This window comes from Streptomyces sp. NBC_01288 (assembly GCF_035982055.1).
In the GTDB taxonomy this organism is placed as follows: Bacteria; Actinomycetota; Actinomycetes; order Streptomycetales; family Streptomycetaceae; genus Streptomyces.
The window spans coordinates 9645187-9666360 of record NZ_CP108427.1 but is presented as its reverse complement, the minus strand read 5'-3'; the positions used below and the strand labels follow the sequence as shown (position 1 = coordinate 9666360).

Below are 21174 nucleotides of genomic sequence, written 5' to 3'. Positions count from 1 at the left end.
CCAACCGTTTCCAGATCATCGACCAGCTCATTGAGGGGCGCGATCACCGTGATTGATCCGTTCGACCTGCACTACGCCGAACCCGCCCACCACTCCGCCCACCACTCAAGCGGGCCGGAAGGCCAGCACCGCGTTCTGCCCGCCGAAGCCGAACGAGTTGCTGAGCGCCAGGGAGACCTTGCCGGTTCTGGCCGTGCCGCTCACCAGGTCCAACTCGGCCTCACCGAGCGGGTTTTGGAGGTTGGCCGTGGGCGGGGTGGTCGCGTGGAAGACCGTCAGGGCGGTGAGCGCGGCCTCTATCGCCCCGGCGGCGCCCATCGCGTGGCCGGTGACGCCCTTCGTGCCGGTCACGGACGGGCGGCCGCTCAACAGCCGTTCGATCAGCGCCCCTTCGACCCGGTCGTTCAACTGGGTGCTGGTCCCATGGGCGTTGACATGGTCGACGTCTGCGGGTGAGGCGTCGGAGTCCAACAGCGCTCGGCGCAGGGCGAGTTCGGCTCCCGCTCCTTGTGGGTGGGGCGCCGTCTGGTGGTGGGCGTCGGCGGACGCGCCGTGGCCCGCGAGCGTTGCGTAGCGGCGGACGCGGCGGGCGGTGGCGTCGGGGGCGCGTTCGAGGACGAGGACGCCCGCGCCTTCGGCCAGGACGAATCCGTCGCGGTCCGTGTCGAAGGGGCGGGAGGCCGTCGCCGGGTCCTCGGCGCGTCGGGAGAGGGCTCCCATCCGGGCGAAGGCCGCCGAACAGAGCCGGGTCACCATGGCGTCGGCGCCGCCCGCCAGCGCGATGTCGCAGGCGTCCGAGCGGAGCAGGTCCATGGCGATGCCGATCGCCGTGGCGCCCGAGGCGCAGGCCGTGCTCGTGTGCATGTTCGGCCCGCGGGTGTGCAGGTCGACGGCTATGTGGCCGGCCGCCATGTTGGGCAGGAACATGGGCAGCGTGAGCGGCGAGACCAGGCCCGGGCCTCGTTCTCGTAGCCGGTCCTGCTGGGTTTCGAGGGTGGCGACACCGCCGGCGGCCGAGCCCATGACCACGGCGACCCGGTCGCCGTCCCAGGTCTCCGGCGCCAGCCCGGCGTCGACGACCGCCTCCCGCGCCGCCGCGAGGGCGAGGAGCGTGTAGCGGTCGACGCGCCAGTGCGGCACTCCCGGCACCAGGGTGGCCGGATCGAAGTCGGGAACCCGGCAGGAGAAACCAACCGGCATGCCTTCCAGTTCCGGGTCGTCCGTGGCCGTGGGGCGGCCCGAGCAGACGCGCTCCCAGGTCCGTTCACGCCCGATGCCCGCCGGGGTAACCAGGCCGATCCCGGTCACCACAACTTCCGGCCGGCCGCCGGTAGTTGTCACGACGCCTCCGCCTTCAGCTTTTCGACGAGGTCGACGGTCTCCTGCACGGTGAGGGTGCCCACGGCGTCGGAGTCCTCCAGCGGTATCACCCACTCCTCCTGGAGGGTCAGGAACAGTTCCATCACGGCGAGGGAGTCGAGGCCGAGGTCGTCGTAGGAGATGTCCGGTCGGACGGTGTCGGCGGGTACCTCGAACTTGCCGCTCAGGGTGGTCACGAGGTGGTCGTAGACGGCAGACATGAGTCGAACTCCTTGTGTGTGGGGCGGGGTTGGGGTGTGTGCCGTACGGGTTTCGCCTCGGGCCACGTCATGGCGATGGAGCCCCAGGTCAGTCCGCCGCCGAAGGCGGTGAGCAGGGTGCGGGCGCCCGGCCGTACGGTGCCTCGGGCGGCGGTGTCGGCCAGGGCGAGGGGAAGGGAGGCCGCCGCCGTGTTGCCGACCTCGCGCAGGTTGCCGTGACGGCGGTCCGGCGGGATGCCCAGCCGGTCGGCGACGGAGTCGAGGATGCGCTGGTTGGCCTGGTGCGCGACGAAGGCGGCGACGGAGTCGGTGGACCAGCCGGCCCGGTCGAGGACCGTGCGCGAGGAGGCCGCCATCTGCCGTACGGCCCGGGCGTACACCTCCCGGCCGCGCATACGGAAGTAGCGCTCCTGGCGCGGCAGTTCGTCGGTGTACGGCGTACTGGAGCCGCCCGCGGGGATCGTGATGAGGTCGCTGCCCGTGCCGTCGCTGCCCAGGTCGAAGTGGACCAGGGCTCCGGGGTCACGCCGTTGTCCTCGCGTGAGGTACGCGGCGCCCGCGCCGTCGCCGAAGATGACGGCGGTCTCCCGGTCGCGCGGGTCCACGATCGTCGAGTACGTCTCGGCCGCGACGAGCAGCACGCTGTCGTACGTACCCGCCACGAGCATCGCCGAGGCGACGGCGGCCGCGTAGACGAAGCCCGAGCAGACGGCCGCGAGGTCGAACGCCGGAATGCCGGTCATGCCGAGTCGGGCGGCCAACTCCGGTGCCGTGGCCGGGCATCGGCGGTCGGGTGTGGTCGTCGCCAGGATCAGCAGACCGGCGTCGCGCGCGTCGGCCGACTCCAGTGCGCCGCGCGCGGCGGCCACCGCCAGATCGCCGGTCGACGTGCCTGGGCGGACGCGATGGCGGCTCTCGATTCCGGTACGGCCGCGGATCCATGCGTCCGAGGTGTCCAGGCCCTCGCGCACGAGTTGTTCGTTGGTGATCCGATCCGATGGCAGGGCCGCCCCCAGCCCGGTGATCACGGCGGTTACGGTCATGTCGTCGGCCCGCCGCTCGCGAACAGGGCCGCCACTACGTCCCGTTCGGCCATCGGAGCCCTCAACCGCGCGTCCGGCGGCGCGCATCCGTCGAGGAGAACGGCGAGATGAGGGTGGACGGCGTCCAGGGCACGCTCGCGTCCCCGGTGCACGCGGAGGGCGTCGGACGAGGTGAGCGATCCGCTCTCCAGGTGCCAACTCAGCGTCTGTTCCAGTGACTTCATGGCGTACAGGGTGTGGAGGGCGTGCAGCGCCGGGAGGTGGGGTGCCTGGTCGGTGCCGGTGTGGGTGGACTCGGCCTCGGCGACCGCCTCCGCGAACGCCTCAAGCAGCAGGCGCTGTTGGTGTGCGTCGGCGAGTGTGACGAGGGCAGGGAGCAGGGGGTTCCAGGTCTCGAAGGCGGTCTTCTCGTCCACGGGGACGTCTTCGACACGGCCGCGCAGTTCGGTGAGGAGGCCGCGTTCACGGAGGAGTGCCAGCGCCAACGCCCCACCCGGGGACACCAGTTCGCCCACGGCAGCCGGGACCGGGACCGTGTGGGTGAGGTCCTCGACGAGTTGCTTCCCCGCGTCCAGGCGGATGAGGAGGTTGTCGCCCGCGGCGGCTTGGTACACCTGGGCCAGGCCCTCGTACTCAAGGAGCCGGTTGACGGTCAACAGGCCCTGGGCGCCTGCTCGTTCCCGGCATACTCCGGCCGCGTTCAGCAGGATGCGGGTCGCTGCCACCTTGGTCAGGGCCTGTTCGCGGCTGACCGAGGCCCAGGGCGCCCACACCGGGCGGTGCGTCTGGAAGAGGTCTGCGGGGGCGCTGCGCTGTCGTACGTACTGTGCCTTGATCCGGGCGACGAGGAAGCTGCACGCGTACACCTCGCCGAGGACGCCGTAGAGGGCGTCTTGCTGGGTGCGGTAGTCCAGGACGGGGAGGTCGGTGCGCAACCGGCCCATGGTCAGGCGGTGTCGGCTGTGGCGGATGCCGATGGTGACGGTGGCCCGGGCTGCCGCGGTGAGGGCTGCCGCGGCGCCGGTGGAGGCGTTGGAGGAGACCGAGAGGGAGCGCACCAGGCGTCGGTCCGGGTCGCCGAGGGGGTCGGAAAACTCGCCGTCGGGCGCGATGGAGGCGTCGTCGCGGAGCCAACCGTCGTAGGGGACACGGGTGTTGTCGAAGGTGACGAGGGCGTAGTTCAGCGGGACCGAGGTGGTCTCGGGGAGTTCGGTGATGTGGATGCCGTCCGTGATCCGGTCGGCGTCGCGGACGCGGACCGCGAAGGGGAACACCCCACACTCCTGGCCGGCGAGGAGGAGGCGGGCGTAGACGATGGCCATGTGGGAGCGGCCCGTGCCGGCGACGTGGGACATGAACTTGGCCGCGGTGGGGTCGGGGGTCCGTAAGGTGAACTCCCTTGTGGCGGGGTCGAATCGGGCCTCGGTGCGGGTGGCGAGGTGGCTGTTGCCTCGGCCGACCTCGGTGATCATGATGGAGCCGAAGGTCTCGTGCCGGTCGACCTCGTCCATCAGCGGGTCCAAGTAGGGGCCGGGCCCGCCGAGTTCGGTCATGGCGGCGACGCACACCGCGTACTGCACGGTGCCTGCGAGGAAGAGGGGTGGGTCGACGGTGGCGGACCATTCCAGTGCGGCGAGGAGTCGGGCCGGGTCGTGCTGGAGCGCGTTCGCTCCGCCCACCCACTCCCCCAGGGCGCGCAGCCGGTCGTAGGTCCGGGTGTGGCGTTCGGGGCCGCAGGGCGGTGCGGACCGTTTGAACGGCGGGGTGTCGAGCAGGCCGTCCAGGGCGTCGACGTCGGCGTGATTGTCGCCGTGGAGGAGTCGCCGGAGCGGGTGCGCGGTCTCGGTGGCCGCGTGGTCGGCGGTCATGCGGCGGGGGCGGCGCGCAGCAGGGTGCGCCGGGCCTGGCCGTCCTCGATGGCGAAGACGAGGGCGGGGCGGAAGGCGTGCAGGTCGATGCGGACCCGGCTGCACTCCTGCCCGGCCTGTCGGACCCGTACTTCCGCGCTCAGCGGGATCTTGTCGTCCTCGGCCGGGCCGGTGCGGGTGAACGTGCCCGTCAGGAGGGTGGGCAGCGGGAACACGAACCGGCTGAACTCGAAGGCGCTGGCGTGCATCACGGCGTAGTAGGGGGGATGGCCGGCGGGTGGGAGCCAGATCTCCGACACCGCCCAGGTGACGAGTTGGATCGACGCCTCGATGAGGAGCATGCCGGGTACGTGCTGCTGGTCGGCGGTGTGGTCCCGGAGCATCTCGGTGTCGTTGACGACGGCCAACTGCGCCTGGAACGCGTCGCCTTCGACGTGTGCGTCGCCGATGAGGACGTTGTCGCGGCTGTGCTTGAGGACGCTGTGCCGGGGCACGGCGTTCGGCGGCCGGCCCTCGGGGAGCACGGAAGCGCCGTACGCCTTGAGGAGTTCGGAGGTGAGGTCGCTCCACTCGGTGTCGTCGACCCCGAGTCCGGGGCGGATGCGCAGCGGGTTGTCCTGGTCGGGGGGCCGGCGGCGCAGTCGGTCGCGGAGTTGGGCCGCCGTGGTGAAGTCCGGCTGGACACTGGCGTGTTGGAAGGACTCCCCCACCACCCACTGGTGGAGGGGCTCGTCGTCCTGATGGAGGGACTCGTCGTCGTTCAGGTCCGACGACTGCGTCTGATCGTCCGTCATCTGTGGTTCCTGCTCTCGCAGTTGAGGGTCTCGGGACGGGCGCTTACGGGGTCAGGCGGCGAAGGGTGAGGCGGGCTTGGGGATGCCGGCGAGGCCGCCGTCCGGGACCGAGACCCCGCCGTCGCAGACCAGGGCGTGTCCGGTGACGGACGAGGCCGCGGGCGCGGCCAGGAAGAGCGCGGCGGCGGCGACCTCCGTGGGCGTCAGCCAACGGCCTTGCGGTACATGGCTCATGAGCCAGTCCGAGAGCGGCGCGTGCCGCTGCATCGGCTCGGTCATGTCCGTGCGCACCCAGCCGGGGCACAGGGCGTTGACCCGGATGCCCTGCCGGGCCCAGCCGACGGACAGCGAGCGCATCAGGGAGAGTTGGGCGGCCTTGGTGACGGCGTACGCCTCCATCGCGGGCGTCGCGATGAGTCCGGCCACGGACGACACCAGGACGACGGCCGCCTTCGGGGAGGCGGCCAGGTGGGGGTGAGCGGCGCGGCACAGATCGACGGTGGCACCGATGTTGACGGCCAGTAGCGGGTCCCACTCGGCGGAGCTGCTCTCGGCGAAGGGGACCAGGTACGAGGTGCCGGTGTCGTCGGCCGGGAAGACGCTCGCGTTGTGGATGAGGATGTCGAGGCCGCCCAGCCCGGCGACCGTCTCGTCGACCAGGCGCGCGGCCGTACCGGAGTCGGCGAGGTCACCGCACGTGATCACGGTCTGCCGCCCGAGCTTGCGCACCTCCTGCTCGGCGTCGTGCAGCGCGTCGTCGCTACGGGCCGCGAGCGCGACATCCGCACCGGCCTCCGCGCAGGCGACCGCGATGGCACGGCCGATACCGCGGGAGGCGCCGGTCACGAGGACGCGGGCGCCGTCTAGGCGGAAGAGGGGGGCGAGGGGGCCGAGAGTGGCGGGGTGGGCGGAGTTGGCCGAGTCGGTGGAGTCGGTGGCGGTGGACGAGAGGGGCTCGGTCACAACTGGGCTCCTTCGGTGCGGGGGTTCGCGGTGCGAGAGGCTTCGGTGCGGGGTGTTTCGGCGAGGGTGCTTCGGTACGAGGCGCTGTGGTACGGGGGCTTCACTACGAGGGCGCTTCGGTACGAGAGGCATCGGTGCAAGCGGTGTCGGTGCGAGGGCATTCCGTACGGGGAACTTCGGCGCGAGGCGCTCCCGTGCGAGGGGCATCGGTGCGAGGGTCTTTCCTGCGAGGCGCTACGGTTCGGGGGCTTCGGCCCGAGGCGCTCCTGTGCGAGGCGCTCCCGTACCGGCAACTTCCTTGCGAGGGGCCTCAGTTCGGGGTGCCGGGACGGCGCCGTGCTGCCGTGCCCTGGTCCAGGTCAGGACCGTACTCCCCCAGGTCAGACCGGCGCCGAACGCCGTGACGAGCACCCGGCTGCCGGTGCGCAGCCGCCCGTCGTGGTCCGCGCTCGCCAGGGCGTACGGGATGGAGGCCGCGCCGATGTTGCCGACCTCGTGGCCGATGATCACCACCCGGTCCTCGGGGACTCCGGCGTCGGCCGCGGCACGCCGTAGAAGGAGGGGGTTGGGCTGGTGGGAGATCAGCAGGTCGACGTCCGACAGACGCAGGCCGTTGCGGTGCAGGGCGTCACCGAGGACCTCCGGGAAGATCCGCAGAATGAAGTCCCGTACGGCCTTCCCGTCCATGTGGACCTTGTGGCGCCGGTCGGCGAGGGTCTTCGGGGAGGCGGGCAGTCGGCTGCCGCCGGCCGGGATGAGGACGTCGCCCGCCGCGGTACCGTCCGACCCCAGCCGGATCGAGGCGAACCCGGTCCCTCCCGGAACCGGCCCGAGGATCGTCGCCGCCGCTCCGTCGGCGAACAGCACCGCCGTGGCCCGGTCGGACGGGTCGACGAAACGGGAGTAGACCTCGACGCCGACCACGGCGGCATACCGTTCGCCGGTGCCGGAACGGAGCCAGTCGTGGGCGACCCGGGCGGCGAACAGCCAGCCGGAGCAGGCCGCCGCCACGTCGAAGGCGACCGCCCGGTCAGCGCCCACCAGTGCCTGGACCCGGCACGCGGTCGACGGTCCCAACTCGTCGGGGGTGGAGGTGGCGAGGACGAGCAGACCGAGCGCGGACGCCGGGAGACCGGCCGCGGTGAGCGCCTTCCGCACGGCCTCGGCGGCGAGATCGGAGGCGGCCTGATCGGGCCCCGCGATGTGCCGACGCAGTACGCCGGTCCGCTGGACGATCCAGTCGGGGTCGACGCCGGCCGCCTCGGCGACCTCGTCGTTGGTCAGGATGCCCTCGGGTAAGCACGTGCCGGTGGCGAGGACGCCGATGCTCGGCGCTGGGGACACCGTGTACCTCCAAATGGCTTGCGCGGTTCGCGAGTTCGCCGGAATCCGTACGCACGGTCGGCTTCCGCCAGATTGCCCGCCGGGCACGATGTCCAGCAGGGCGCGAAGGAAGGGGTCGAAGCACTCGCGGAATTCGGTTTACACCCCCCGCGATTCCGAACACCCCAATTCACGCTGATCCACGCCGATTCACCACGGGATGCCGTGCAACACACGGGAATGTTGAGCGTGTTGAATCCGGCTTGCGCGAACTTCGCAAACCTCTAGGGTCAATTGCGGTGCCGAACTCGCCGCCGGCCAGCGAATTTCTTCACGAGCCCCGGAACGCAGAAATTCCTGAGCCACCCAGCCCGTACGACAACAGCCGGACCACGCCCAACAGTTCATGCCCGGGGACTCACCACCCCCATGGGCCGCTCCGCCGAGGCTTCGATCACCCGTGAGGATCCGGCCGGCGTTCCGGACCGGCGCCGCCGACCACCACGCTGTAGGGCAGGATCGTCACCACCACGGACGGCAGTTCCTCCAGGGCGCGGGCGATGCGTTCGGCGGTGCCGCCGTGCAGGAGGCGGCCGAGCACGGTGGTGTAGGTGCGGCGGGCGATGAGCAGGGTGAGCGCGGTGTGGCCGTCGGCGGTCTCGCGGGCGGCGAGTTCGGTCAGGGCCCGTTCGAGTCGGCGGTCGGGGCAGTCGACGAGTTCCAGCGGAACATCGGTGGTTCCTACGGCCTCCCAGCGCGCCACCAGATGCCGGGCCCGTACCGCGTCGACCGCGACGTGTACGGCCCGCACCTCGTCCGGCCTCAACTCGTGGGCGTAGCGCAGCGCGTGGAAGACGGCCGGGTCGACGGCGTCGACGAGGACGCACACGACATGGCGGCGTCGGCGTGGCCGGTCGCTCTGGCCGGCGGGCGGGAGTGACTCCACCTCGGCGGCCTCCGCGCGGTATTCACGGTTGATGCGGATCAGGGCCCACACCCCGAGCGGGAAGACGACCACGACCAGCCACGCGCCCTCGGTGAACTTGGTGACGGCGAAGATCAGCACCACGAGCGCCGAGACGACCGCCGCCGTCGCGTTCACCGCGATCTTCCAGCGTCGGCCGGGTTCACGACGGCGTGCGTGGTGGACGGTCAGTCCCGCGCCCGCCATGGTGAACGCGGTGAACACGCCGATGGCGTACAGCGCGACGAGCCGGTCCACGTTGGCGTCGGTGACCAGGAGCAGCGCGAGGGCGACCACGGCGAGGGTGATGATGCCGTTGGAGAAGGAGAGTCGGTGCCCGCGCCGGGTCAACTGCCGTGGCAGGAAACGGTCTTCGGCGACGAAGCTGGCCAGGTAGGGGAAGCCCGTGAAGGGCGTGTTCGCGCCGGTGTAGAGGATCAGCGCGGTGGCGAGCTGCACGAACACCAGCCCCGCGGTGCCGAACACCCCGCTGCCGAAGACGAGTCGGGCCTCCTGCGCGATCACGGTCGGCGTGCCGTCGGTGTACGGGACGGCGTGGGTGAGGTGGGCGAGACCGGACACACCGAGCACGAGGACGCCCAGGACACAGCTCATGGTGACGAGCGCGCGGCGGGCGTTGCGGCCCTGCGGTTCGCGGAAGACGGAGATGCCGTTGGAGATCGCCTCCAGGCCGGTGAGCGAGGAGCCGCCGTTCGCGAAGGCGCGCAGCACCATGAACAGCGACGCCCCGTACAGCCACCCGTCCCCCAGCGTGCCGAGCGGCACGACACCTTGCGCGTGGACGTCGGCGTGCGGCAGATCCCCGAACCCCCAGCGGGTCAGGCCCACGGCGAGCATCAGTCCGACCGCGGCCATGAACAGGTACGCGGGCACCGCGAACACCCGCCCCGCCTCGCGCAGGCCGCGCAGGTTGCCGTACACCAGGATCAGCACCACCCCTACGCTGACGGGGAGTTGGAGGTGGTCGAGGCCGGTCCAGCCGTTACCGACGAGGTGGGCGAGCGAGATGAGCGCGTTCGTGCCCGCCGAGACCTGGACGGCGACCGTCACGACGTAGTCGACGAGCAGTGCTACGGCGGCGACCTGGGCGACGTCGGGGCCGAAGTTCTCCCGGGCGACGACGTAGGAGCCGCCGGCCCGGGTGTAGATCGTGACGACGTCGCTGTAGCAGAGCGTCAGCAGCACCAGGATCAGCAGGATCGCGCCCGTCACCGGCATCAGCAGCGTGAAGGCTGCGACCCCGACCACGGGCACCAGGACCCGCAGCATCTCCTCACTGCCGTACGCCGACGAACTGATGCAGTCCGAGGCGAGCACCCCGAGCGCCGTCCGGTTGTCCAGCTTCTCCCGCTGAATGCGCCCGGTGACCAACGGCGGCCCGAGCAGCCGGCGCTTGAGACGGTAGGAGAGCGGCTCGGGGAGGTACTCGGGGGGCGGCTGGGGCGACTGGGAGTGGTCGGACGCGTCCGGGGCGGGTACGGCGGGGTCGGTCATGGGGCCATCACACCCGGACTCGCGACGGCATCTGTCGAGGATCACCCGTGAGGTCCCTGAACTGCACCCGGCCGGGGGGACGGTGATCCTTGGGACAGGCGGGACGGAGGCGGACGGGGCCGCGCACGGTGGGTACGTGATCACGGCGTCCCGTGCCCTGGCGGTCGCGACCGGAGTGTGCCGGACAGGCTTCTTGGCACTGACTTGCCAAGCTTGTCGGATCGACGCCGAGTCACTATTTGTTCAAGCCGAGGCGCTATTTGATCAAGTGGAAGTCGGGATGGCGCAACCAGGCTTCCAGGAACTCCGCGTCTCCGACGTGTCGAAGCCACCGCCCACCGCCGCAGGTGTCGTAGGAAACCTCCGTGACTCTTCCCGGGAGCGCTGATGCCAGCGCTCTCGCCCGGGCCAGGACTGCTTCGTTCCCCGTGCCGTCTCCTCCGATGGGGTGGCCGTTCAGGAGGCCGTCGAAGTCGATCAGCGCGCCGAGTCTGCGGGCGAGAGCCAGCGTCAGGTGGCCGAGCAGTACGTGGTTCGTCGCACCCGAGCAGGCGGCGCCGACCACCAACCCGTGTACCGGTGGACGACAGAAGGCTGAATAGTCCTCGTCCTCCGCGGGCACCCCGTCGTCCTCCGACAGGAAGAGCACGCCCACTCCGGTCGGATCGAAGTCCCGCAGACCCAGGGCGGAACCATCTCGTACCCAGAAGTCCACGTGGCCGTCGGCCCTGGTCTCCACCGGTTCACAGAAGGTCTCCAACCACGGGACCACACCGGCCAGGAGGTCCGCGACATCGCACGGTTCGAAGAGCCACAGCCCAACTACCGGTCCCGACATGCCACCCCCAGAGACTCGTGGCTCAGGCGCCACCAAGCCCTGGTTCTACCAGGTCGTGGTGGCAGACACCCGATCATTTCGGGGACGCGGAATCGCCCAGGATCGATTCCAGGGCTGAGACAACCCTCGCCGAATACAACGGCTGCTGGAGCTCATCCGGGGAACTGTCACTGGTGACTGCGATGATCGCCCTGACTGGCGTGAGCCCACCGGTATCGCAACTCCGGGGTGGTTTCGAATGGATGCGTGGCGGGAGCTTTCCGTGCTGGTGGACTGGTGGAGGAGCGGCTGAAGACGGTGTCGTCCGGCGAACGTGGGGTGTTCGCCGCCGGCGTCGCGGAACGCCTGATGCTCCGACACCAGGCACTGCCCGAGGGCGAGCAGGCGCCGTTCACCGTGAGCCTGCGGCCTCTGCTGAATTCCGTGTGGGAGGGCGTCCTAGGCGACTCGACCGCCTTCGCGGCAGTCCGGCGGCCTATCTGTTCGGCTTCCAGGAACTCGCCGTCTGGACCAGCGGCCGGGCAGTCGAGTCGATCGACCAGCGCCTTGAGTACCTGGCTGAGCAGGATGAGGGCGAACTCCCCGTCGACCCGGACGAGGCGCTCGCCTCCGAACTTCAGCGACCGGCGACTACTGGGCGGCGGCCTCGCGGACTCAGGCGGGCTACGCGTCGTAGGTGCAGCGAGACGCAACGATGGCGCTGGATCTCGCCCTCGCTCTCGCTCTCGTCGCGCTCACACCAGCGAAGCAACTCCCGCGTCCACCGTGGAACTTCCGTCAGAAGAACGTGGGCCGGCGCGTGACGTACGGCTCCTCAAGGGAGTCGATCTCCTCGGCCGTGAGTTCGATGTCGAGCGCCGCGGTGGCGTCGGTGAGGTGGTGTGGCTTGGTCGCGCCCACGATCGGGGCGGAGATCACCGGGTTCTTCAGGACCCAGGCCATGGCGATCTGTGCCATCGAGACGCCGCGGGCCGAGGCGATGCGCTGGACGGTCTCGACGATGGCCCGGTCGCTGTCGAGGAAGATCGGGCGGTTCTGCTGGTCGGCCGTGCGGTTGAGTTCCGCGCGCAGTGTGCGGTTTCGGTCCGACCTCGGCCGAGGCGATCCTCGTGACCCGGCCGCCCGCGTAGACCACCGGGCCCGGTCCCCACACTACCCGGCATACGGCGAACACCTCGTCCATGGCCTTGCCGCGCTCCTCGAACGGGCGCACCCCGGCGGCCGCGTACTCGTCGAGGGACCAGCCGCTGCCCAGTCCCGCGACCACCCGGCCCCCGCTCGCCGCGTCCAACGTGGCCAGCGCTTTGGCGAGTTGGAAGGGGATGTGCAGCGGGGCGACCAGCACGGCGGTGCCCAACCACATCGGGCACGTCCCTGCCGAGGTTGTACTGCCGATTCTGCGGGAGACCGATTCCGAGCCGGGTGGTCGTGCCGGTGCCCTCCTGTGTGGTTGGCCGTGCGATCAAGTCGGCGTTGCCTGGGTTGGGTTGGGCGGCATGCGGGCCGCCGGTGCTACGGCCGCGTTCTGGCGGTTCGGTGAACTCCTCGGCCAGGCACCCGCATTGGTGCGGCGCCCGCGCTCTCCGCGCCGCCAAAGTTGCCCACACGGCTTAACTCGGCCAGTAAGGCGGCAGATTGACGGGCTGTCAGTGGCGGGACAGCGTGGTGCGCAGGTACGTGGCGGCGGGTGATGCGCGGGCGGCGGTACCCGCGCACCACCCGCCGGGAAACGGTTGGCTCAGTGCTTGTTGACAGCCGACGCCCAGTCGAGGTTCACGCCCATGTCGGAGTACATCTTCGAGTAGCCGACGAAGCAGTTGAACGTCGTGACCTTGCCGTTCTTCAGGTACCAGAAGTCGGCGGTCGGCGCGTCGACCTTGTGGCCGTTGCCCTTGACGAAGCCGCCCGTGGGCGCCGGGAGCTGCCCGTCGAACGTGCCCTGGATCGACAGCTCGATGCTGACGGTGTCGCCGTTCACGGTGATGCGCTTGAGGTCACGGTGAACGTCGGAGAAGAGGCCCTTCATGTAGGGCAGCACGCTGCCGAGCGCCTTACCCCGGTAGGCCTGGCCGGCGACCATGTCGTTGAAGACGCCGTCCTTGGTGAAGCTGCTGACGAACGTCGGGACGTCGATGTGGCTGCCCTCCGCCACGTAGTAGTCACGCAGCACGACCGCGAGGTTGGCCTTCTCGTGCTTGGTCAGGTGACGGTCAGTGAGCGGCAGCTTCGCCAACTGGCGTGCCGTCAGGGTCGGAGCCGCCGAACTGTCTTGCACCGCCGCCTTGTTATGGACGGGACTCGCGGCCTGTGACGGCACGGCGGCGATGGAGAGACCGCCCAGGATCGCTATCGCGGTCGCGGCGGTGATCGACTTCCGGCTGATCAGCTTCATGACGTATTCCTCCAGGTTCGCCGACAGGGTCCGAGGTCCGTCGCAACGGCCTCGACTCCCTGCGAGCTCTTAGTAAATCAAACGCTGGCTTGACTTTATGAACGGCGATGCAGACCTGTCAAGCGACTGTTTGAATTGCGTGATTGGGCGACCCCGGAGGCCCGGCGGGACCGCATCCACCCGCGAGGCGGCCGCTTGACAATGTACTCAAGCAACCGCTTGAATACCTGCCATGACCAGGGTGGAAAAGACGGACCTGCGCCGCGAGGCCGGTCAGCGCACGCGGGACGGTCTACAGGCTGCCGCCCTGGAGTTGCTCGCGCAGCGAGGCCAGGACGGCCTGACGCTCCGCGAGATCACCGAGCGCGCCGGAGCCAACGTCGCCGCGGTGAGTTACCACTTCGGGTCACTGAAGGCGCTGTGCGACTCCGCGATCGAGCACGCGCTGGAACGGTATCTGGACGCGCAGATGCAGGCCATCGACTCCCTTGGCTCCGCTCCGACCCTCAGGGAGGTGGCGGCGGCGTTCGCCGGGCCGATGGTGCGCGCGATTTCCGCCGGTGGGCAGGATCTGGCCGTGATGCGGACCGTGGCGCGGGTCGGCATCGAACCGCCTCAGGGGTGGGAGCGGCTGACCGCCAAGTTCGTCCAGAGTCGCCGGGATGTCCTTCGGGTGCTGACGCCTCACGTTCCCGGAGTCGACGAGCAGGAACTGATCTTCCGTACGCGCTGCGCGGCCGGCCTGCTGAACTGGCTCGCCCTCGCACCCATCGGCACCGAGCTGGCCGCCATGTCCGCCGAGCAGATCGAGCGGCAGTTGGTGCCCGTGGTGGCCGGGGCGTTCCGCGGGGACGGCGGCGGCTGAGGCCGACGTGCGGGGCGACGGGTGAGGGGGTCGAGCGCCATGCGCCGGATCCCGCCCGATCCGTCGTCCCGCACGACCTCGAAGTCGGGTACCCGGCAGGGCCGTTGTGGAGCAGCCGTGCGGTTCAGCCCGTCGTGGGGCACCGGGCCGGCCGGGCAGATCGTGGTTCGGATGCCGGGGAACGTGCGGGGGAACCTCGCTACCTCCATCCAGCGGATCCAGGACCAGCTTGATCCGCCGGGTGGAGGTGTGGGACTCCCTACCCTCGGTGCCGAGTTCCGCGGCCCAGAACCGGGCCTTGCCCCCCGGCGTCGCCCTCCTTGCCCACGGAGAGGGCCAACTCCGGCTCGACCGGGCCGAGTTCGAAGCGCGGGCCCGAAGTCAACGTACGACAGTCCGTCGTCAGACACCGGTGGCGATGGTCCCTCTCTCAGGGTCCGCTCAGCCCTCGTCCTTCTGCCACGGTGTGACCTCAAGCTTTCCGGTGGTTCCGAGGTCGAGGTTCGGGGTCACGATCACCGGGTCGGCACCGGCCTTCGCCCGGACCCGTACGTAGGGCACGTTCACCGGCGTTCCGAACTCGGTGGTGTTGTGCCAGACCAGGCTGGCGGTCGCCGACTCGCCGGGCCCGAGTGTGACGGGACCGGACGGCTTGTCGTCCACGCTGCCGGGGGTGACCTCGCCGCCGCTGTCCAGGATCTTGACGCCGTCGACGTGCTTGAGGTCGTCGTCCAGGAGTTCCAGCACCGGGTGGCCGTCGACGCCGTAGTCGCGCTTGCCGCAGTTGTCGAGATGCAGGCCCACCACGCGCAGCCCCATGGCCGCGTCGCCCTGGTCGGCGCTGACCCGGATCCCGGAGGCGGGGCACGTACCCGGTGCGGCCGGCGCCTCGCTCGATGGGACCTTGTGCACTTCGAGCACCTTGGCCTGTGTCACCCGCGGCGTGCTGGGCGGCAGTTCGCCGGCACGGACCGTGCCCCGTACGGTCTTTCCGGGGCCGACGTCGCGGACGGTCGCGGTCTGGTTGGCCATGGCCCCGCCGTCGGCGCTCATGAAGGTGATGATGACCGAGTAGGTCAGGGTCTCGGTGCCCTTGTTGGTGACTTCGTAGGCGGCAACGATCCCCGAGTCCCTGGCGGGGGTGTCGGCGGAGGCGGAGTGGCTGCGGGTGGGCGAGGGGGACGGCGACGGGAGGGTCAGGGAGGTGACCCGTACACCGTCCTTGCCCGGATCGGCGACCTGCGTGCGGGACGGCGACGCGGCCACGCCGGCACCGGTGTTCCCGGAGCCCGCGCGCTCCGTCCCGCAGGCCGTGAGCAGCAGAGCGGTCGCCGCGAGAGCCGACAGGAAGGGGGCGGTGCGGGCGAGGGCCGGGCGGGGTGCGGCAGGTCTGGGCATCCGGTCATCTGATCAGCGTGTGCGCCCCGCGCATGTGATGGAGGCCATAATTCCGGTCACAAGGCTGTCACAAGTTCGGTGAGGGCGGGGGCAGTTGGGTGTGTCCGGCTGCCGTGACATCTTGGCGGACTGCCCGCTCACCCGGAGCAATACGCTCCGCGACACCCTCTCCATGGACCGTGGCCGCCTCAGGCGAAGTCCGCTGCGGTGATGCCGTCGGGATGTCCGGACGGCCATTCCACCAACTCGATCCGGTAACCGTCCGGGTCCGTGAGCCACGACGTCCTCGGGCCGTGCGGGCCGCCCGGGTATTGGAGGGGTTCGGGCTCCAGGCCGGCTTCGGTCAGCGTCTCCAGGGTGGTGGTCAGTGTGTCCACCTGGATCGCGAGGTGGTCGAAACCGCTGCCCACGTCGACCGGTCCGTCGTCGGGGCGGTGGACCAGTTCGAGCGAGGCGGCCGGTTCGCCGGGGAAGCTGAGGATCACGAGGCGAGCCCCGTCGCCGATCTCGACCCTGCCCAACTCGCCGTAGCCCAAGGCAGTGTAGAAGGTGAGCGAGCGGTCCAGGTCGGTGACGCGGTAGGAGACGAAGAGGGTCTTCACGCGGCCTCCCCCGGTCGGCTTACCCGGTAGCGGAGGTGAGTGACGTCTCGGTCCTCAAGCCGTCGGACGAGGTCGAGTTCGATGTGATCGGCACCGAGGTGGTCGAAGAGCCGCCGGCCGTCCCCGAGGAGGACCGGGATCAGGTGGATCTCCATCTCGTCGATCTGCCCGGCTCGGAGAAGCGCTTGGGCCGCGCCCGCGCCATGGACCATGACCGGCCGATCCCCTGCGGCTGCGCGAGCTTGACGGGCGCAGTCGTCGACGTCGGTGACGAATCGCGCGTGGCCGGGTGGCACGTCCCCGTCGTCCACCTGGTGGGTGAGGACGAGGATCGACACGCCGTCGTGGTGGTCGCCCTGCCAGCGCCCGGCGAGTTCGAAGGTCCGCCGGCCGGAGATCACCGCGCCGGTCGCCAGTGCCTCGCGGTAGACCTGGCCGCTGGGACCGTCGGATTTCCGGTCGTCGAGCCAGTTGAAGAGCCGTCCGCCGTCGCGTCCGAGCTCCTGGCCCGGCCGATCGTCCGGACCGGCGATATAGCCGTCGAGCGACATCGACATGTACAGCCGAATCGGATTGCTCATCCTGGCCTCCGTCTCTCCTCCGTGACACCGGGATCCGGTGTCTCCTGATCCGCCGACGAGGCGGTCATGTCACGGGGGAAGACTTCAGGCAACCGGCAAACTCATCGGCCCGACCGGCCGACCCTGCTGCCGGGCCACGCAGGAGGTACGAGTCACCGCGGGAACTCACATCCCATAACCGAATCTCACGACCGACGACCGACGGTCCGGTCAGACGGCCTTGACGACGGTGCCGGTGTCTTCGAGCGCGGTGACCTCGTCGGCGGGCGCCGCGGTGTCGGTGACGAGGGTGTGCAGGAGGGTGGACGGGCCGACGTAGGCGTAGGCGGTGTGGCCAAGTTTGCTGCCGTCGGCGGCGACGATGATGCGACGCGTGGCGGCGATGCCGGCCTTCTTCACGGCCGCGTCGTCGAGGTCGTAGGCGGTCAGGCCCTGCGCCGCGCTGAGACCGCAGCAGCCCATGACGGCCGTGTCGAAGCGCAGTGCGGCGAGGGACGCGAGGGCGAGGGGGCCGGTGAGGGCTCCCTCGGCGCCCCGGGGCTGCCCGCCGGGCACCATCAGCGTGGCCGGGCCAGGACTCTCCCCGAACACGTGGATGGCCTGCAACGACAGGGGCATCACCGTGACCGGTCGCCGGCGCAGCAGGTGGGCGATCTCCAGGCAGGTGGTGCCGCTGTCGAGGAGGACGGTCTCGCCGTCGGCGATGAGCGAGGAGACCTCGGCGGCGATGCGGCGCTTGGCGTCGACGGCCTCGTGGGCGCGCAGCGCGAAGGGCGGCTCCTCGCCCCTGAGCAGCAGGGTGCGCGCGCCGCCGCGGACGCGTTCGAGGACGCCCTGCGCGGAGAGCGCGTCGAGGTCGCGCCGGATGGTCATCTCGGAGGCGCCGGTCAGTTCGACGAGATCCTGGACCGTGACCCTGCCCGATTCCCTGACGGCCTGCGCGATCGTCCCGTGCCGGTCGGTGTTGCTGCTCATACCGCGATTGAACACCAACCAAAACGAACATTCAATGTGTGCGAAGAGACAGTATTCAATCGCCTCAGATGTTCGTTACCGTGGTCGTCATGAACGATTCGCTCCGAGGAGCCCGCATAGCGACCTTTGTCTACTTCAGCCTGTGCGGCACTCTGATGGGCACCTGGGTGGTGAACATCCCCGCCGTCGAGGAGCGCGTGGGCATCACGCACGCGACGCTCGGCGGGCTGCTGGTGCTGCTGGGCCTGGGCGCCTTCATCGGCATGCAGGTGGCCGGGCGGCTGACCGACCGTCTCGGGGCGCGCGTCGTCGTCCCCGCCACCGGCGTGCTGTGCAGCGCGGCCCTGGTGCTGCCCGGCCTCCCCCGGGACCCGTGGACGCTGGCCGGTGCCCTGCTGGTCTTCGGATTCTGCAACGGCTGCCTGGACGTGAGCATGAACGCCCACGCCGTACACGTGGAGAAGGCGTACGGCCGACCCGTCATGTCGGCCTTCCACGCCACGTTCTCCGTCGGCGGCGTCCTCGCCGCGCTCGTCGGGGCGGCTACGGCGAGCGCCGGTCTGAGCCCGGCCGCGGGCATGGCCGCCATGGGAGTCCTGGGGATCGTAGTCGCCCTGGTGTCGGCGCGGGCCCTCCTGCCGGCCGCGCCCACCACCGCCGACACCGACCCGGGTGAGACGGTCCAGCACACACCGGCGATCGACCGCCGCAGCACCCGCAGGCGCATCTGGATCCTCGCCGTCCTCGCCCTGATGGTCATGCTGTGCGAGGGAGCCGCCAACGACTGGAGCGCGCTGCACCTGAAGGACGTCCTCGGCGCACCCGCGAGCACCGCCGCCTTCGCCTACGGCACCTTCGCGGCGACGATGACCATCGGACGGCTCCTCGCCGACCGTCTCGTCACCCGGTTCGGGTCCATGGCGATCCTGCGCCACGGCGCGACGACGGCCGCGGTAGGCATCACGATCGTCACCGTCTCGCCGTGGATATGGGCCGCGTTCGCGGGGTGGGCGCTGTTCGGTCTGGGCCTGTCCGGCTGTGTCCCGCAACTCTTCAGCGCGGCCGGGCACGCCGACCCCGCCGCCGCGGGAGCCAACGTCTCCCGTGTCGCCGGGCTCGGCTACGTCGGCATGCTCGCCGGTCCCGCCGCCATCGGCTGGCTGACCCACGTCGTCGCCCTGAACCACGCCTTCGTCCTGCTGATCCTGCTGTGTGCGATCACCGCCGTGGCCGCCGGGATCCTGCGCACCGGAGCAGACCGCACGCCCGAGTTGGCAGCGAGCGGCAGCTGACACGCCCCTCGGAATCCGGAGGAACCCCGCCCATGTCCACCGACCGCAGCATCGTCCTGTTCGACCTCTTCGGGGTCATCGCCCGCCACCAACGCCCGGACGCCCAGGGCAAGATGGCCGCCCGCTGCCACACACCCACCGACGCCTTCACCATGGCCTACTGGGACTGCCGCCCGCCCTACGACGCTGGTCGGCAGTCGGCGTCCGAGTACTGGACCGCCGTACTACGACGGCTGTCCCTGTCCGCCGACGCCGACGCCGACGCCGACATGATCGAGGAACTGCGCCTCACCGACATCGACAGCTGGTCGCGGGTCGACGACCGGATGGTCGCCTACGTCCAGTCCCTCCGCGATGTCGCCGAGGTCGCCCTGCTGTCCAACATCCCGGCCGACCACGCGGACGCCTTCCTCGCCGCGCAACCCTGGCTGCACCGTCTGGACCACGTCGCCTTCTCCGGAAAGATCGAGGCGGCGAAGCCGGACCCGGCAGCCTTCCGTCACTGCGTCGTCGCCATGCGGGCCGCCCCGAGCGACTTCCTCTTCGTCGACGACCGAGAGGAGAACGTCGGCGCCGCGCGGGCCATGGGCATGAACGGACACGTCTTCACCGGTCGCGACGAGTTGGCGGCGGTCATGGGCACATGGTTGACGACCCGACGGCCCACGGGGAACGTGCGAGGGCTGTGAAAGCGCCCGGCCCGTGCCACGGCCGTTGTCAGTGGCAGCGGCCAGACTGTGCCACATGACTTCGGTGACCGCACATGACTATGCCTGGATACGTTCTTCCAGGTTGTTCCGCTACGCGCTGGAGGCCGGGTACACCCTGACCCTGGTGCGCGGCGTCGCCCCGAGGGAGGTGCTGCGGGTGATGGCGGCGGAGCCCCAGGGCAGTTGCACGGGGGCGGACGCGTTGATCGAGCGGCAGGACGAACTGCGCGCCCCGGAGGACTACTCGGACGGGTCCTTCACGGCGGGGGCGTTCACCGTCCCGGGCGAGGGCGGTGACTGGACGCTCGTCCTGCACGTCGCAGAGGGAGGCACGGGGATGCAGTCGCGCTTCCTGGAAGCCTTGACGGACGACGGGTGCGCCGTGGTGCACTCCAGCAATGGCGGTAAGCCCATGCACTTTTTCCACTGGTACGAGAACGGGGAACTCCGGACCACCTTCGAGTGGCCCACGGCCAGGCACGGCAGCGCCCCCGATGCCCTCAACTCGGCTATGTGCGAGGTCGGTTACGTGCTCTCGGACGATGAGGACGAGACCAGCGAGCGTGTCGACACCACGGCGGCAGCCTTCGCCCTCGCCGAGCGGCTGACCGGGGTCCGGGTGACGGAGGAACTCCTCCAGGGCGCCGAATACCAACTCGGGCATGTACCCGAAGAACCCGTGGAGGAGTGGACCGGCATCGTCATCGACATCACCGACGCCTACGGGAAACGCCTCTACAAGGAATTCACCCGCGCCGAGATCGAGGGCGGGCAGGCCTGAGGCGCTGTGGACTGTCGGACCCCACCCGGTCCGACAGTCCACGCGAGCTGCGAGGCGGCTCGCCCGGCCCGGTCAGCCGAGCAGGGTGCCGCCCTTCACCGTGCGCGTCGAACCGCCGGCCAGGTGCGGGGGGAGGGTGCCGTCGGGGTCGCCGTCGGGCCACCAGGCGGTGAAGCGGCCGCCCTGGATCGTGGCCTCGATCGTGTGCCCGTGGTCCCGTACGGTGATGCCCTCGACGTCCGAACCCGCCCAGCCGACCACGGAGTTGAGCTCCTCGTCGCCGCCGTCCGAACCGGCCAGGCAGTAGGCAGACACGTCGCCGCGCGTGACCACCATCGAGGCGACCTTCCCGCGCAGGTCCGCGTTACTGATCACCGGATCGGCGCCGGTGCCGTTCAGGTCCGTCGCGTCCAGACACTGCCGGCGCATACCCCGGTTCGCGTTCAGCATCAGGTTGCGGGCGGTGCCGAACAGCCACGGCCGCGCGTCCTCGGGCAGCTCGCGCCGTCGGCGCCACGCGGCGAGGAACGTCTCACCGACGACGTCCTCGACGTTCATCGGATGCGCGCGACGGCGGACGAACCGCAGCGCGTCCTCGTAGTGCGCCAGGTACACCTCGGCGAACCGGGCTTCGGTGGCATGGGCATGTGCTTCCTTCCCTGGCGTCTGCCCCTACGTGTCCGGCGCGCA

The 21174-nt window shown here is 70.3% G+C and carries 20 protein-coding genes and 1 pseudogene; 4 read left to right on the top strand and 17 right to left on the bottom strand.

Translation table 11 applies throughout. The annotated features are described in order from the left end of the window. Positions 1 to 105 precede the first annotated feature (105 nt). From OG194_RS43485 to OG194_RS43430, 12 genes and pseudogenes are all read right to left on the bottom strand, one after another. Positions 106 to 1341 (bottom strand): beta-ketoacyl-[acyl-carrier-protein] synthase family protein, encoded by a 1236-nt coding sequence (locus OG194_RS43485; RefSeq protein WP_327406232.1) that lies wholly within the window; start codon positions 1339 to 1341, stop codon positions 106 to 108. Then, positions 1338 to 1580: an acyl carrier protein gene (locus tag OG194_RS43480; protein WP_327406231.1), complete on the bottom strand. Its 243-nt coding sequence runs from the start codon at positions 1578 to 1580 to the stop codon at positions 1338 to 1340. The genes OG194_RS43485 and OG194_RS43480 overlap by 4 nt, the downstream gene beginning before the upstream one ends. Continuing rightward, a complete protein-coding gene (locus tag OG194_RS43475; RefSeq protein ID WP_327406230.1) occupies positions 1553 to 2623 on the bottom strand; it encodes a beta-ketoacyl-ACP synthase III in 1071 nt (356 codons plus the stop codon). Before OG194_RS43475 ends, OG194_RS43480 begins: the two co-directional genes overlap by 28 nt. After that, positions 2620 to 4491 (bottom strand): acyl-CoA dehydrogenase, encoded by a 1872-nt coding sequence (locus tag OG194_RS43470; protein ID WP_327406229.1) that lies wholly within the window; start codon positions 4489 to 4491, stop codon positions 2620 to 2622. Before OG194_RS43470 ends, OG194_RS43475 begins: the two co-directional genes overlap by 4 nt. Beyond that, a complete protein-coding gene (locus OG194_RS43465; protein ID WP_327406228.1) occupies positions 4488 to 5285 on the bottom strand; it encodes an AfsA-related hotdog domain-containing protein in 798 nt (265 codons plus the stop codon). The genes OG194_RS43470 and OG194_RS43465 overlap by 4 nt, the downstream gene beginning before the upstream one ends. Before the next feature lie 51 nt (positions 5286 to 5336). Further along, positions 5337 to 6248, bottom strand: a complete 912-nt coding sequence (locus OG194_RS43460; protein ID WP_442811757.1) for an SDR family NAD(P)-dependent oxidoreductase — start codon at positions 6246 to 6248, stop codon at positions 5337 to 5339. A gap of 234 nt (positions 6249 to 6482) precedes the next feature. Further along, complete coding sequence (locus OG194_RS43455) at positions 6483 to 7592, bottom strand: 3-oxoacyl-ACP synthase III family protein (RefSeq protein ID WP_327406227.1); 1110 nt, start codon at positions 7590 to 7592, stop codon at positions 6483 to 6485. 433 nt (positions 7593 to 8025) lie between these two features. Further along, entirely contained in the window at positions 8026 to 10050 is a 2025-nt protein-coding gene (locus OG194_RS43450; RefSeq protein WP_327406226.1) for an APC family permease, read from the bottom strand. Positions 10051 to 10306: 256 nt separating this feature from the next. Next, positions 10307 to 10888 carry a DUF6368 family protein gene (locus tag OG194_RS43445; protein ID WP_327406225.1) on the bottom strand — a complete coding sequence of 194 codons (582 nt, stop codon included), beginning with the start codon at positions 10886 to 10888 and terminating at the stop codon, positions 10307 to 10309. Positions 10889 to 11665: 777 nt separating this feature from the next. Then, a complete protein-coding gene (locus OG194_RS43440) occupies positions 11666 to 11890 on the bottom strand; it encodes an aldo/keto reductase (RefSeq protein WP_327407392.1) in 225 nt (74 codons plus the stop codon). 73 nt (positions 11891 to 11963) lie between these two features. Further along, positions 11964 to 12300: pseudogene (locus OG194_RS43435) on the bottom strand (LLM class flavin-dependent oxidoreductase); the annotation flags it as partial. A 326-nt stretch (positions 12301 to 12626) separates the two neighbouring features. Continuing rightward, positions 12627 to 13280, bottom strand: coding sequence for a nuclear transport factor 2 family protein (locus OG194_RS43430; RefSeq protein ID WP_327406224.1), 654 nt, complete (start codon positions 13278 to 13280; stop codon positions 12627 to 12629). 232 nt (positions 13281 to 13512) lie between these two features. Between OG194_RS43430 and OG194_RS43425 the strand changes: the two genes are divergently transcribed. After that, positions 13513 to 14145, top strand: a complete 633-nt coding sequence (locus tag OG194_RS43425) for a TetR/AcrR family transcriptional regulator (protein ID WP_327406223.1) — start codon at positions 13513 to 13515, stop codon at positions 14143 to 14145. A gap of 441 nt (positions 14146 to 14586) precedes the next feature. Here the strand turns inward: OG194_RS43425 and OG194_RS43420 are convergent, their stop codons facing one another. The 4 genes from OG194_RS43420 to OG194_RS43405 form a co-directional block, all read right to left on the bottom strand. Further along, positions 14587 to 15543, bottom strand: a complete 957-nt coding sequence (locus OG194_RS43420) for a DUF4232 domain-containing protein (RefSeq protein ID WP_327406222.1) — start codon at positions 15541 to 15543, stop codon at positions 14587 to 14589. Positions 15544 to 15731: 188 nt separating this feature from the next. Continuing rightward, positions 15732 to 16145 carry a VOC family protein gene (locus OG194_RS43415; RefSeq protein ID WP_327406221.1) on the bottom strand — a complete coding sequence of 138 codons (414 nt, stop codon included), beginning with the start codon at positions 16143 to 16145 and terminating at the stop codon, positions 15732 to 15734. Then, on the bottom strand, positions 16142 to 16726 hold the full coding sequence (locus OG194_RS43410) for a dihydrofolate reductase family protein (protein WP_327406220.1): 585 nt from the start codon (positions 16724 to 16726) through the stop codon (positions 16142 to 16144). The genes OG194_RS43415 and OG194_RS43410 overlap by 4 nt, the downstream gene beginning before the upstream one ends. Positions 16727 to 16936: 210 nt before the next feature. Beyond that, entirely contained in the window at positions 16937 to 17701 is a 765-nt protein-coding gene (locus OG194_RS43405) for a DeoR/GlpR family DNA-binding transcription regulator (RefSeq protein WP_327406219.1), read from the bottom strand. Between the two features lie 89 nt (positions 17702 to 17790). On the opposite strand from OG194_RS43405, the gene OG194_RS43400 reads away from it, so the two are divergent. From OG194_RS43400 to OG194_RS43390, 3 genes are read left to right on the top strand one after another with little or no spacing between them, the layout of a single operon-like run. After that, positions 17791 to 18993, top strand: a complete 1203-nt coding sequence (locus tag OG194_RS43400; RefSeq protein WP_327406218.1) for an MFS transporter — start codon at positions 17791 to 17793, stop codon at positions 18991 to 18993. A 32-nt stretch (positions 18994 to 19025) separates the two neighbouring features. Further along, the gene (locus OG194_RS43395; RefSeq protein ID WP_327406217.1) at positions 19026 to 19682 is read left to right on the top strand and encodes an HAD-IA family hydrolase; all 657 of its coding nucleotides are present in this window, start codon (positions 19026 to 19028) and stop codon (positions 19680 to 19682) included. A gap of 55 nt (positions 19683 to 19737) precedes the next feature. Beyond that, complete coding sequence (locus OG194_RS43390) at positions 19738 to 20484, top strand: DUF6461 domain-containing protein (RefSeq protein WP_327406216.1); 747 nt, start codon at positions 19738 to 19740, stop codon at positions 20482 to 20484. Between the two features lie 72 nt (positions 20485 to 20556). Here OG194_RS43390 and OG194_RS43385 read toward each other — a convergent pair whose 3' ends face one another. Next, the gene (locus OG194_RS43385) at positions 20557 to 21099 is read right to left on the bottom strand and encodes an RNA polymerase sigma factor (RefSeq protein WP_327406215.1); all 543 of its coding nucleotides are present in this window, start codon (positions 21097 to 21099) and stop codon (positions 20557 to 20559) included. Positions 21100 to 21174 lie beyond the last annotated feature (75 nt).

Bases quoted from the DNA above. Each gene is read 5' to 3' on its own strand.
- OG194_RS43480 (WP_327406231.1), bottom strand. From the start codon at position 1,580: ATGTCTGCCGTCTACGACCACCTCGTGACCACCCTGAGCGGCAAGTTC.
- OG194_RS43475 (WP_327406230.1), bottom strand. From the start codon at position 2,623: ATGACCGTAACCGCCGTGATCACCGGGCTGGGGGCGGCCCTGCCATCG.
- OG194_RS43470 (WP_327406229.1), bottom strand. From the start codon at position 4,491: ATGACCGCCGACCACGCGGCCACCGAGACCGCGCACCCGCTCCGGCGA.
- OG194_RS43465 (WP_327406228.1), bottom strand. From the start codon at position 5,285: ATGACGGACGATCAGACGCAGTCGTCGGACCTGAACGACGACGAGTCC.
- OG194_RS43450 (WP_327406226.1), bottom strand. From the start codon at position 10,050: ATGACCGACCCCGCCGTACCCGCCCCGGACGCGTCCGACCACTCCCAG.
- OG194_RS43445 (WP_327406225.1), bottom strand. From the start codon at position 10,888: ATGTCGGGACCGGTAGTTGGGCTGTGGCTCTTCGAACCGTGCGATGTC.
- OG194_RS43430 (WP_327406224.1), bottom strand. From the start codon at position 13,280: ATGAAGCTGATCAGCCGGAAGTCGATCACCGCCGCGACCGCGATAGCG.
- OG194_RS43425 (WP_327406223.1), top strand. From the start codon at position 13,513: ATGACCAGGGTGGAAAAGACGGACCTGCGCCGCGAGGCCGGTCAGCGC.
- OG194_RS43420 (WP_327406222.1), bottom strand. From the start codon at position 15,543: ATGCCCAGACCTGCCGCACCCCGCCCGGCCCTCGCCCGCACCGCCCCC.
- OG194_RS43410 (WP_327406220.1), bottom strand. From the start codon at position 16,726: ATGAGCAATCCGATTCGGCTGTACATGTCGATGTCGCTCGACGGCTAT.
- OG194_RS43405 (WP_327406219.1), bottom strand. From the start codon at position 17,701: ATGAGCAGCAACACCGACCGGCACGGGACGATCGCGCAGGCCGTCAGG.
- OG194_RS43400 (WP_327406218.1), top strand. From the start codon at position 17,791: ATGAACGATTCGCTCCGAGGAGCCCGCATAGCGACCTTTGTCTACTTC.
- OG194_RS43395 (WP_327406217.1), top strand. From the start codon at position 19,026: ATGTCCACCGACCGCAGCATCGTCCTGTTCGACCTCTTCGGGGTCATC.
- OG194_RS43390 (WP_327406216.1), top strand. From the start codon at position 19,738: ATGACTTCGGTGACCGCACATGACTATGCCTGGATACGTTCTTCCAGG.